Origin of the sequence: Paenibacillus sp. 4624 (assembly GCF_050435065.1) — a bacterium.
Lineage (GTDB): Bacteria > Bacillota > Bacilli > Paenibacillales > Paenibacillaceae > Paenibacillus > Paenibacillus amylolyticus_D.
In genome coordinates this window covers 183,231-195,894 of record NZ_JBNDJR010000006.1, presented here as the reverse complement: position 1 = coordinate 195,894, position 12,664 = coordinate 183,231, and the positions used below count along the sequence as shown (strand labels likewise).

The following is a 12,664-nucleotide window of genomic DNA, read 5'->3' as shown; positions in this document are numbered from 1 at the left end:
ATTTTTACAAATTATTTCAAGTGAAAAATCAGGCAAATACTAACCTATCACTAGATTTAGAGCCTGTTGATTTAAAATCAAAAAAAAGACTACCCACTGCCGCATCATCCAGCAAAAGATAGTCCTTCTCTCTACCACTTCATTCGGTTACCTACACCAGCTTCTTCCGAATATACCCCGAGATCAGGTCAATGATCGTGATCATCACGATAATGCCGAGCAGGATAATGCCGACACGCGGCCAGTTGCGTGTGCTGAGTGCAAAGATCAGCGGTGTCCCGATACCGCCTGCGCCGATCACACCGAGGATCGTGGCAGAGCGGACATTAATTTCGAACCGATACAATGTATAGTTCAGGAACCCCGGGATAACCTGCGGCAAGATGGCAAACCAGAGTTGCTGCAGTCGGGTTGCTCCAGAAGCCAGTAACGCTTCGGACGGGCCGTAGTCAATATTTTCAACCTCATCCGCGTACAGTTTACCCAGCATCCCGATCGAGTGAAGCCCAAGGGCTAACACCCCCGCAAATGATCCAGGACCTACAGCCTTGATAAAAAGCAAAGCCATAATAATTTCAGGAAACGTACGGATGAAACTAAGCATCATTTTACCCGCACCCGAGATCGCCCGATGTCCACTCATATTCCGTGCAGACCAGAAAGCAAACGGGATACAGAGCACAGCGGAGATCACGGTACCTAGCACAGAAATCGCCAGAGTATCCAGCAGTCCGCGCAGCAAATCCTCGCCTTCCGGCAAATAAACAAAATTCCAGTCGGGAGAGAAAATACCCGCAATAATAGCTTTCATGATCTGTCCGGCAGTTTCCTTGAATCCGGTAAAAGGTACGCCCGCCAGCGCCCACGCATAGACCAGAATTAACAGCAGAATGATAAGCCAGCGGAGCGGATTTTTCCGTGGTTTGGGTCTTGGCCGAATACGGCTCGCTTCATTTTTCATCATAACAATTTCTCCCGCAGCTTAGTGCTCACATAGTCGATCATCAGAACGATGGCCAGTGTGAAAATAATAATGGTATTGGTCTTGTCATACTCCAGGAATCCAAGTGTCGCTTCGTAATAAAGTCCGATACCACCCGCTCCAACGAGTCCAAGGATGGCGGCGGCACGTACGTTAATTTCGAAGGCATACAGTACATAAGACGTGAACTGGGCTGCCAGTTGTGGGACGACACCATAGACAATAAGCTGAATACGGTTCATGCCCACAGCGGTCATCGCTTCAAGCGGCCCTTTGTCAATCGTCTCCAGCGTTTCATAGGTGAGCTTGGCGATTAGTCCAACCGAGAATACAGCCAGTGCGAGAATACCCGGAACCGGCCCCAGACCAAATACAGCAACGAACAACGCAGCAAGTAACAAGTCCGGAACGGTTCGAATCAGATTTAATAGAAAACGTGCCGGATAATAGATCCAGCGGCTTGGCATTAGATTCCCCGCACAGATGATGGAGATCGGAATGGCAAGAATAGCACCAATCGTTGTTCCGATCAAAGCCATACGGATCGTCTCCAACATGCCCTGTACGATATTGTCAAAATAACTCCAGCGCGGCGGGAACATCTCCTTCAGCAGCTTCCACATCTCCGGGCCACCGGTGAACAGTTCTGCAAAGCTCGCATCCGTCTGCTTGGCACTCGCCCACAAGAGCAGCACAATGATGACTAACGTCAGCAGATGTTTGGTCTTCCCCGGTGGTTTGGGGCGATTGACAATCTGCTTCGGGCTGGAGCCAGGTTCCTTGCCTGCGCCTGCACGCCCTTCATGTTCAAGTGAAACGTTGGTTTGTCCCTTCATACCAGCACTTCTCCCTGCTCCTGCACAGCCTGCTTGTCCAGCAATTCATCCGCCAGAATCGGTCTGCCGTAGATTTCAGCAAAACGCTCATCCGTCGCCTCTTCCACGGGACCGTCAAATACAACCTCTCCTGCCCGCAAACCAACAATACGTGTCGCATACTCTCTCGCCAGATCAATAAAGTGCAGATTAACAATCGTTGTAATGCCGAGATCCTGATTGATCCGTTTAAGGTCATCCATGACCTGTTTCGTCGTCAGCGGATCAAGTGAGGCCACCGGTTCATCGGCCAAAATAATTTTAGCTTCCTGAGCGAGTACACGGGCAATCGCCACACGCTGTTGCTGTCCACCAGACAACTGATCTGCACGAGAGTAAGCCTTCTCCGAGATATTCACCCGATCCAGTGCATCAAAGGCCAGTTCGACATCTTCTTTTGGAAAACGACCCAAAATGGTACGAAGTGTGGAATGGTACCCCACCCGACCAGCCAGTACATTGCGTAACACGCTAGATCGTTTTACCAGATTGAAGCTCTGGAAAATCATGCCGATATCCCGGCGGATCAGACGCAGGCGTTTGCCTTGTGCCTTCGTGATGGAGCTACCGTTAATCAGAATTTCACCTTCACTAATATCATGCAGCCGGTTGATTGACCGCAGCAATGTGGATTTGCCTGCACCAGACAATCCGACCACCGCGATGAATTCTCCCTGCTTAAATTTCAAATTTATGTTATTGAGGCCTTTCGTGCCGTTCGCATACGTTTTGGTCACGTTGTGAAGCTCAATCATCGCGTTAATCCTTCTTTCATCCTTAATATTTATATCGTTTCCGTTGTTTCTAGTAGAACTTATAATAACGGCACAAGCCAGAACAGCGTCAATTACGCTGAACTGGCCTGTTCACTGTGCAAAGTCACGAATGGCTTGTTGGATCGGAAAACTACTCGGTTTTCACTTTCTCGTTATACTGGCGCACGATATCAAACTTGCTGTCATCGGACTCCACATAACCTTCGTGCGTGTAGATTTCTTTGATGATCTTGTGGCCTTCTGTATCTTTACCGATATCGATGAAGGCTTGTTTGATCTTCGCTGTCCAATCTGCGTTCATGTCGGTACGAACGGCGATCGTATCGTTGGGAATAGGCTCAGTGAAAGCAAGTACACGTGTGTCTTTGAAGACATTCGGGTAGTCTTTGGAAACCGTGTTACGGGCATCCTGGAAAATAGCTGCTGCATCTACGTCACCGTTCAACACGGCAAGAACAGCTTGGTCATGACCTTTAACGGTTACAGGCTGTACATCCTTGAGCGGATCAATACCGCGATCCAGCAACAAGGCTGCCGGCCATACATAACCAGCGGAAGACGTTACGTTCTGGTAAGCGATTTTCTTCCCTTTCAGATCCTCAACCGATTGGATCGGGGAGTCTTTTTTCACAATAATCATGGATTTATACGAATCTGCCAGTTGCTCTGTCGGAGCGCCAGTCTCATCATTCACACCGAAACGTTGAGCTTGCAAAATGACTTGTGCTGCTCCTTTTTCTTTCGCAAGTACATAAGCCGTCGGAGGCAGGAAACCTACATCTACTTTTTTGGAAGCCATCGCTTCAATAATCGTGTTGTAGTCTGTGGATACGCTGACTTTTACCGGGATACCAAGCTTGTCGCCAAGCAGTTTTTCCAGCGGTTTTGCTTTTGCTTCAAGGGTGTCTGCATTCTGGGAAGGAACGAATTGCACTGTCAGTTCCGTAGGTACATAACCTTCAGCGGTTTTGTCTTTCTCTGCTGTGTCGGTTGATGTGCCGGACGCGCTTGAATTGGCTTCAGCGCCGTTTGACGAATTGGATGTAGCGTTAGACCCACACGCACTCAGGAACAGAACCAAAATCAACAATGGTAAAAATAAAGCAGACTTCTTCAATCGAACACCCTCCAAAAGTTTTTCTATTTTTCAGTACTTGTCTACTATAATTGGCGAATATTTACGTGATGTGAAACGAAATTTGGAGTTTTGTAAAGTTTCCTGGCAGGCTGTCAGCGTGACATTCTTCTGTTAAAATAGGCTCATTATGGTGGATGATTTCGGAGGAAATACGCTTGGATTACGGCTTATCGCCTGTTGTTAAGACGATTTCTTTTGCTCCGTTCTACGGTTTATGCCATATATCTAAACTTATATATTAGAGGAGATTGTAAAATGACACGCATTCCCCCTACGACAAACTTCGATATCCTGTTCACGAGTGACCTTCACGGGGCAATTCGCCCGATCCATTACAATACCAACGCTTATCGTCATTCCGGCCTTGCCTTGCTGGCTTCTCTAATTCGGCAGGAACGTGAACGTTCACCTGACTTGCTGCTGGTGGATAACGGAGACTTGCTGCAAGGCTCTCCTCTCGCTTCTTATGCGGCTTCTCATGGCTCCAAAGAGCAAACTCATCCTTTTATTCACGTCTTGAATGAGCTTGGATACGATGCGGCGGTGATGGGTAATCATGAGTTTAATTATGGTCAGGAGTTGTTACGTGGCGCTGTGCAAGGCTCCTCTTTTCCTTGGCTGTCTGCCAATATTGTGATGAAAAGAGAGAAGCAATCGTCAGAACTTGCACATCAAGAGCTTCATGGCGACCAGCCAGCTTATATGACCTATCAGGATGAATCGATTGTTGTTCATACGTATCAAGTAGATTCCAGCGAAAATTCAAATGAGGCTGTCAGTGAGCGTTTAGATGACAAGCAACCCGTTGCAGGACTGCCGCTTGCTCCTGACGGAGCAGGTATTCCGGCTTTTGGCGAACCTTATCTGGTCAAAACGCTCTCTTCCGGTGTAAAAATCGCCCTTCTCGGCGCAACCACCCATTACATACCCAACTGGGAGCATCCGAAAAATATTGAAGGGCTGCATTTCCTGGATGCGCTGGATACTATTCGTACGTGGGTGAAGTATATACGGAAATATGAGCAACCCGACGTACTGGTGGTCAGTTATCATGGGGGATTTGAATGTGATCTGGAGACGGGAGAAGCTACGGAGCGCTTAACTGGAGAAAATCAGGCGTACGAAATCTGCCGAGAGATTGAAGGCATCGACGTACTGCTCACGGGGCATCAGCATCGCCAGTTGACTGACGAAATTCATGGGGTAACCGTGATTCAGCCAGGGTTTAATGGCAGTGGATTAGGTCATGTGTCTGTGCAACTTCAGCAATCGCCGGACACGGGCAAGTGGCTGGTAACGGAGAAGAAAGCGAAGTTGCTGTTGCTCGAAGATTACCCTGATCTCAAGCCGGATCCTGTTGTAATGAAGCTGACGGATGAACTGGAGGCTTCGGCACAAACCTGGCTGGATCAGCCGATTGGCGAAGTCGCCGGAGACGGTGATCTATCGATCTCCAGTGCGACACAGCTGCGGCTGCAGGCACATCCTTTTATTGATTTTGTACATCAGGTTCAGATTGAAGCGACAGGGGCACAGCTTTCCAATACCGCTATGCTTAGTGAAGAAGCCCGCGGGTTCGGCAACCAGATTACGGTGCGTGATGTGTTGTCCAACTTCATTTATCCCAACACCCTGACTGTTCTCGAACTGAGCGGAAGGGATATTCGGGAAGCTTTGGAGCAGACGGCACGTTATTTCGAACTGGACACCTCCGGCAAAGTAGTCGTTAATCCGGCGTATATGCAGCCCAAGCCTCAACACTACAACTACGACATGTGGGCGGGCATTGAATATGAACTGAACATCTCACAGCCTGTAGGCAACCGTGTCGTAAAGTTGGAACGTGAAGGAAAGCCGCTGGGGATGGATGAGAAGTACTCCGTGGTGATGAACAGTTATCGCGCGGCAGGCGGTGGAGATTATGCGATGTATCCGGGCAAAAAGGTACTGCACGAAGGCGCCACGGATATGGCTGCACTCGTGGAAGATTTCATTCGCAGGCACCAGCCGTTACAAGTTGGGGAAGTGCATAACTGGAAGGTGACCAACTAAAGTTCGGGTTGTGAGAACATGAGAGATTAACCAGTGCATGAATTAACGAGTACATGAAAAAGGACGGAGCCGGGTTTATCCGGTTTCGCCCTTTTAACTTTTTACGGAACGGAGACTATGGATTCATTGGTAGGAAACATAGCTCTATTAAAACAAAGAATCTGAGAGAAGCAGTACGATGAGAAAAGCCCCTAACCAGACCAGAAACAAATTCGCAGTTCCGGTAGCCCACTTACTTTTGCCCGAATGATAGAACGCCCAGCATAAGAAGGAAGCTAACACACCAATGGGATACGTAGCCATCAGGATTGCCGCTATCGTATCCAACAAAGGATGTGCTCCCGACTCCCGATAGGCATATAAATACACACTCATGATCAGCACAACCGGATAAGCCAGAAGTGTTAATCCATAAATCGAATTGAAGAATATAAGTCGATATGCAAGTTTAGGATTTTTCAAAACAGATGAACAACCTCCTTGTGAACACTAAACTCATTTTAGTATATCCACCTGTCCTTGTTACGTCATGGTATAGTTTTCCATTAGATGATTAGTATATATCCATGTACATCTTCTTTCAAACAGCAACCACCTGTTTTTGCATTCTATTTATGCGTCTGTAGTGGTACGCGAACAGGATGAGTCCCAGAACAGATGTAATGATCTCCGTTACTGTCATAGACCAGATGATGCCTGTAAGCCCATAGAATTTATGAAAAACGATAATCACCGGAATAAACAGCGTTCCCTGGCATATCGCCATAATATTGGTCGGGATGCCTTCTCCCGCCGCTTTGAAAATGCCTGTAAACAGACCTGTTAATCCAGTAAACAGAGCGGAGATCAACATCGCCACCAGAATCGAACCTCCAGCTTCCAGTACAGCTGCATCCGAAGAGAATAACCGAATTACAGGTTCCTTGAACATATAAACGATGCCTATGAAAAGAACACCAATACCGATGATATACAGCGAGGCCTGCTTATACGTAGCCTTTAAACGACCAAACTTCTTACTCGCGAAACTGTGTGCCACCAGAGGGATAATCCCCATAAAGATACCCATCGCAAGAAACTCGGGAAGCTGTACAACCCGTAAAGCAATACCAAACCCAGCGACTACACTTTCTCCATAGATCATCGCGTAATGATTCAGTAGCAGCGTAGATACGATTAGAAAAGAGGTCTGCAGCAGCTCGGAAACCCCAATTTTGAATACTTCCATCTGGTCTCTGACCTGAAGTTTCCAATGTCCCAGAAACCCTCTTAAATTCTCACTGCGGCGGGACAAAAACCAAACATAATAGGCTGCTGAACAAGCATTGGCTAATACGATCGACAACGCGGCTCCAATCACATGCCAATTCAATATCAGAATCAACAGCACATCCAGAACGATGCTGGCTGCAATGCTGATAAACATGCCAATCATAGATTCTTTCGAGGCACCTTCAGACCGAACCAGCTGTTCCAGCGCAAAATTAAGAATAACGATAGCCCCTCCGCCCAGAAGTGTAATGGCATATTGACTGGTGTACTCATATACAGCCTGATCCGCTCCCAGTCCCTGAACAATGGGTGAGATGAACAACCAAGCGACCAGGGCAATGAGCAGACCGATGCCCAAGCTGGAATAAAAGGAATACCCTGCGACTCGTTTTGCTTTTTCCTTCTCTCCCGTTGCCGCTAAGCGTGTAATGAATGTGCCACCGCCCACCCCGAACATATTGCCAAAAGCCATTAATACCGTGAAGATCGGCAACCCCAAGGTAATGGCGCTGAACATGCCTGTATCGTGAACAAGACCGATAAAAAACGCGTTGATGAGGTTATACAATGTTCCCGCGGACATACCCAGCATCATCGGAATGGACAAATGCATAATCGACTTATGGACAGGCGCTTTGTCCAGATAATAGGAGTTTGAATGTTTTTCTTTCATAGTAACCTCCACCTTTCTTAACCACTTAACAATTAGATTTCTAAGTATTAACACAAAAAGACACCACTCTAAATGTTCGTAAACATCTAAAGAAAATTAAAACTTGATACATTTACTTTCATAATTACTTGTACAACTCCAGCCACATTTACAGCTACATTTTATTAATAGAACACTAATAGTTTGAATTCTAAGTTTTTACTTAAGAGCAGTTCATCTGCTCTATATATCCCCAGTCACCGTAATCAACCTTATAAATTCTGATTAACCTTGGTCAGCAAACGTATCAATGTTGCCTGTTCTTCCTCTGATAGGCTTTTTACAATCTCATTCTCCACGGTCGAAAACATCTGCTCTATATCCTGAATCACTTTCTCGCCCTTCGGCAATACATACAGATTCTTTTGGCGCTCATTATTCGCTGGAATTTTACGAACGATATAACCGTTCTTCTCCAGTCCTTTTAACATACTTGTAATCGTTGCATCTCTGCGGTTGAAGACGTCCGCCAGATTTTTCTGAATTAATCCTTCGTCCTGATGCTCGTAGATATATCCAATGATTCTACCTTGTTGAGCGTTCAATCCCAGTTCGTTAACCTGCTCATCGGCTTTGCGTTTGATCTTGATGCCAATCGTTTGGAACAGATCCGAATACGGCGTATTTTCGCGCATGAATTCTCTCCTTCCTGTTCTGCTTCCTCTTTAATTTGTTTCATCACTGTTCTCTTACTTACCTGCTTACTTACTCAGAGTCAAAATCTAAATGTTAGATGTCTAACTGTTCGTGAACTAAATATACAACTGTGACTTCCTCTCTGTCAAGAATCAATATCTTTTTCTTTACTGCACATATCAAAAAAGGATTGAAGCCCCCTTCCGTGCTCCAATCCTTCTGCTATTACATCGCTAGCCTGAGTCTGGATTACCGTCTTTACACCGAAAGGAAAAGTACCCCTCTCTTCCTCCCACTCTTCTGCTTCATGCCACCCTACACTCTATTGTGCTTTCTTCCGCAGTTGACTGTTATACAGCTCACTATAAAATCCACCCTGTTTCAGCAGTTCATCATGTGACCCCTGCTCCAGCAGTCTCCCATCCTTAAGTACCAGAATCCGGTCTGCCTGACGAATCGTATTCAGCCTGTGGGCAATGACAAAGCTGGTGCGGCCATGCATCAGACGTTCCAGCCCCTCCTGAATTTTGATCTCAGTCACCGTATCAATGCTGCTGGTCGCCTCGTCCAATACCAGAATGGATGGATCAGCCAGGATCGCCCGGGCAATAGCTAGCAATTGCTTCTGTCCTTGGCTAATGCCACTCCCATCCGCCTGAAGCACCCGGTCATACCCGTTCTTCATTCGCATAATAAAGGAATGTGCATTCGCCAGCTTGGAGGCAATCTCCACTTCTTCATCGGATGCATCCAGACGTCCGAACCGGATATTTTCGCGAATCGTTCCCTGGAACAAAAATGAATCCTGCAATACAAACGCCATGTGCGACCTCAGGTTTTCCCGCCGAATAGTTGTCACCTTGTGCCCATCCACCGTAATCGTTCCACTTGTCGGGTCATAAAAGCGGGATAAGAGCTGAATCAGCGTTGTTTTCCCTGCTCCTGTTGGACCGACCAGCGCAATCATCTCGCCCGGCTTCGCTTCAAAACTGATGTCACGCAAAATATCACGACCCTCATCATATCCAAAGGACACCTTATCGAACCGAACGTTGCCCAGCATGTGATCCAAGGCAATGGCAGCCCCTTCATCCTTGGATTCCTCATCCTCATCCAGCACCTCGAACACCCGCTCTGCCCCCGCGATCGCAGACAACAGCGTGTTCCACTGATTCGCCAGATCGTTCAACGGACGTGTGAATTGACGCGCGTATTCTACAAAAATAATGATGACCCCTACCGTAACGGAACCCTGTATCGCCAAAATACCGCCAATCCCCGCTACGATTGCAAAGCTCAGGTTGTTGAGTCCGTTCATCAGTTTTGGAATAAAACCTGAAATCGTCTGTGCCCAGAATGCGGAAATGCGAATGCGCATGTTACGCTCTTCAAACCCCCGAATCACCCTTTCTTCCTGCGAAAATGCCTTGATGATCCGTTGCCCGGATAACGTTTCCTCAATATAACCGTTGAGTTCACCCAGATTACGTTGCCGTTCTTTGAAAAGCGGTCCCGTTCTGCGCGTTATCCAGCGCATCCCCAGAGCCATTAGAGGTACAACAATAAATGTGAGTAACGTGAGCAACGGGCTGAGCCACAACATCACACCTAATGTGCCAATTAGCGTTAACACACTCGAAAAAATCTGAATCGCTGAGCTGTTCAGCGTACTGCTAACGTTCTCAATATCGTTGGTGACCCGGCTCATAATCTCACCTTGCTGACGCTTCCCAAAGAAAGGAATCGGCAGCTTATGCAGATGAGCAAACAGGTCATAACGCATACGGAATACCGTCTCCTGAGCAATCTCAATCATCCAAATATTCTGGAGCCAGGATGTGAGCGAAAAGAGTACATACACCGCTGCCAGTCCAAGCAGAAACCAGGCCCAGCTTGAACTGGTCGCTTCTCCCGCGATAAATTGGTCAATGGCTATACCGACCATATAAGGCCCAAGCAGAGCCAGAGCAGAACTGGCAAATACCATTAACAGCACAAGCGAAAGCTTGACCTTGCGGCGTGAGAGGTAACTCCAGATTCGTCCGAGCGTGCCTGACCAGTTTTTGGCTCTTGCTTTCGGTTTACCCTGCCCCCCTGAACGGAGTGACTCGGAATCCAGAACAGGCCGCGGCTGACGGAAAGGCTCAATGAATGCTTTGAACATACTGTGCGCCCTCCCCATATTGTGATTCATGAATTCGGCGGTATAACTCCGACGACTCCATCAAGTCTTCGTGTTTTCCCTGTCCAATCAACCGTCCATCATCCAGGAGCAGAATCAGATCGGCAGAAGTGGTTGAACTGATCTTCTGCGTAATAAGAAACGTTGTACAGGAGAGGTCTTCAAGTGCATCTAGAAGCCTGCCTTCGGTAGCTACATCTAGCGCACTTGTACTGTCATCCAGAATAAGAATGCTTGGACGGCGTACCAATGCTCTCGCAATGGAGAGGCGCTGCTTTTGCCCACCCGAAAGGTTAACCCCCCTCTGACCGAGCAACGTATCATATCCGTTCGGCAACTGCTCGATGGTCTCATGAATCTGAGCCCGTTTTGCCGCTTCCACAATCTCGTCCATCGTGGCATCTTCTCGTCCCCAAGCAATGTTTTCACGCACAGAACCCGTGAATAGTACGACTTCCTGAGGGACGTAACCAATCGCCTTACGAAGGGTCGGCAGATCCAGTTCGGATGCATCTGCAGCATCAATACGCACCTCACCTTGTTCTTCCGTATACAAGCGTGGAATGAGTTGCACCAGAGAGGATTTTCCTGATCCGGTAGCCCCCATAATAGCAATCCGCTCACCTGCTTTTGCAGAGAACGTAATATCTTCCAGCACTTTAATGTCACTGTTGGGATAACTGAAACCAACTCCGCGGAACTCAACTTCACCTTGTACGGTACGCTGCTCCTGCTTATGCTGTATAGAGCCAGAGCTATGCAAATGATTCAATGAACGTGTGATACCTGTATTCCCCGTAGAAATCTTCTGCTCTCTCCGTCCCGTACGATCCGTTTCTGACGTATCCTCGGTTTCAAACACTTCATTCAGACGCTGTGCTGAAGCGCTCGCCCGAGAAAAGGTGACCAGAATCCACGATAACATCGACAATGCCCCAATGGTACGTAGCAAATAGTTAATGACCGCAACGACTTCACCAACGGATGCCGAACCCGAAACGATGTCTCTCCGTCCAAACCAAAGTACGGCGATAATACAACCGTTCATCATCAGCAGCATGAATGGCATCGTGGTCTCCGTCAGGCGCAGCGCGGAGATTGTGCCTTTCATCAGCTTGCCGCTGAAGCTGGCAAAGCGTTCAATCTCGTGGCCCATCCGTACAAAAACACGGATCAGCCGGATGCCTGTCAGATTCTCCTGGATGACACCGTTCACGGCATCCAGTCTGCGTTGCACATTACGGAACAGCAGCGCTGCTTTTTTTAGCATCCAGATCACAACAACGAGCAACACCGGCATCATGACAACAAGTAGCCATCCCAATCGCGGACTGACCACCACTGCCATAATCATGCTACCGATCACCACGAGCGGAACACGGGTCATGAAGCGAAGACTCATAAAGATGGTATCCTGCACCTGGGTCACATCCCCGGTTAACCGGGTGATTAGCGATGATGTCGCAAAACGGTTAAACACGGCATAGGAAAACGTTTGCATCTTGTCATACAGCTTCTCTCGCAGATCATACCCAAATCCAAGACTCGCATGCGAGGCAAAAAATGAACTTGCAATCCCGGCGGCAAATGCGATGACCGCGCTGCCAACCAGCACACCACCCCACATCCATACGACGGCTAGGTCTCCCTGCTGGATGCCATTATCAATGATTTTCGAGATCAGATAAGGCTGGGCCAGCTCCACCGTTAATTCAATCAGCATCATAACTAATGCTGCAATGGCGGCGACCCGGTACTTTTTCAAGTGAACGAACAGCTTGAGCATTCCCATTCCTCCGGCCCGGAGCACGTTACTGGCGATACTGCATCCCTTTCACACCATTAGCTCCGTTATTCTCTTTCTTTAAAGCTATGTAAAATTTCACGTAACCAATACGACTATTATATCGCATTTTCCATCTCCACATCGTTATGTTCTTCTCATTCTTAGTATTAACCTCAAATTTTAACCTGCAATCGAATCCTGAAGAACATGCTGATTTTATCAAAATAAAAATACCCAAGGCAGCGCGGCCCGT

10 protein-coding genes are annotated in these 12,664 nt (G+C 47.6%); 1 reads left to right on the top strand and 9 read right to left on the bottom strand.

Annotation, left to right across the window (positions count from 1 at the left end; translation table 11 throughout):
- Positions 1–151: 151 nt before the first annotated feature.
- The 4 genes from phnE (ABIE27_RS15730) to ABIE27_RS15715 all read right to left on the bottom strand — a co-directional run bounded on the left by phnE (ABIE27_RS15730) (position 152) and on the right by ABIE27_RS15715 (position 3,750).
- Positions 152–964, bottom strand: a complete 813-nt coding sequence (gene phnE / locus ABIE27_RS15730; protein ID WP_090917666.1) for a phosphonate ABC transporter, permease protein PhnE — start codon at positions 962–964, stop codon at positions 152–154.
- The gene (phnE, locus tag ABIE27_RS15725) at positions 961–1,818 is read right to left on the bottom strand and encodes a phosphonate ABC transporter, permease protein PhnE (RefSeq protein ID WP_240036660.1); all 858 of its coding nucleotides are present in this window, start codon (positions 1,816–1,818) and stop codon (positions 961–963) included. Before phnE (ABIE27_RS15725) ends, phnE (ABIE27_RS15730) begins: the two co-directional genes overlap by 4 nt.
- Positions 1,815–2,612: a phosphonate ABC transporter ATP-binding protein gene (phnC, locus tag ABIE27_RS15720; RefSeq protein WP_123063041.1), complete on the bottom strand. Its 798-nt coding sequence runs from the start codon at positions 2,610–2,612 to the stop codon at positions 1,815–1,817. Before phnC ends, phnE (ABIE27_RS15725) begins: the two co-directional genes overlap by 4 nt.
- Before the next feature lie 151 nt (positions 2,613–2,763).
- Positions 2,764–3,750 carry a phosphate/phosphite/phosphonate ABC transporter substrate-binding protein gene (locus ABIE27_RS15715; RefSeq protein ID WP_123063040.1) on the bottom strand — a complete coding sequence of 329 codons (987 nt, stop codon included), beginning with the start codon at positions 3,748–3,750 and terminating at the stop codon, positions 2,764–2,766.
- 276 nt (positions 3,751–4,026) lie between these two features.
- On the opposite strand from ABIE27_RS15715, the gene ABIE27_RS15710 reads away from it, so the two are divergent.
- On the top strand, positions 4,027–5,823 hold the full coding sequence (locus ABIE27_RS15710; protein WP_429350921.1) for a bifunctional metallophosphatase/5'-nucleotidase: 1,797 nt from the start codon (positions 4,027–4,029) through the stop codon (positions 5,821–5,823).
- Between the two features lie 147 nt (positions 5,824–5,970).
- On the opposite strand, the gene ABIE27_RS15705 is transcribed toward ABIE27_RS15710, so the two are convergent.
- The 5 genes from ABIE27_RS15705 to ABIE27_RS15685 form a co-directional block, all read right to left on the bottom strand.
- Complete coding sequence (locus tag ABIE27_RS15705; RefSeq protein ID WP_123063038.1) at positions 5,971–6,285, bottom strand: hypothetical protein; 315 nt, start codon at positions 6,283–6,285, stop codon at positions 5,971–5,973.
- Between the two features lie 118 nt (positions 6,286–6,403).
- Complete coding sequence (locus tag ABIE27_RS15700) at positions 6,404–7,768, bottom strand: MATE family efflux transporter (RefSeq protein WP_123063037.1); 1,365 nt, start codon at positions 7,766–7,768, stop codon at positions 6,404–6,406.
- Positions 7,769–8,019: 251 nt separating this feature from the next.
- The gene (locus ABIE27_RS15695; protein ID WP_429350920.1) at positions 8,020–8,442 is read right to left on the bottom strand and encodes a MarR family winged helix-turn-helix transcriptional regulator; all 423 of its coding nucleotides are present in this window, start codon (positions 8,440–8,442) and stop codon (positions 8,020–8,022) included.
- Positions 8,443–8,765: 323 nt separating this feature from the next.
- The gene (locus tag ABIE27_RS15690; protein ID WP_429350919.1) at positions 8,766–10,607 is read right to left on the bottom strand and encodes an ABC transporter ATP-binding protein; all 1,842 of its coding nucleotides are present in this window, start codon (positions 10,605–10,607) and stop codon (positions 8,766–8,768) included.
- The gene (locus ABIE27_RS15685; RefSeq protein WP_429350986.1) at positions 10,588–12,417 is read right to left on the bottom strand and encodes an ABC transporter ATP-binding protein; all 1,830 of its coding nucleotides are present in this window, start codon (positions 12,415–12,417) and stop codon (positions 10,588–10,590) included. The genes ABIE27_RS15690 and ABIE27_RS15685 overlap by 20 nt, the downstream gene beginning before the upstream one ends.
- Positions 12,418–12,664: the final 247 nt, after the last annotated feature.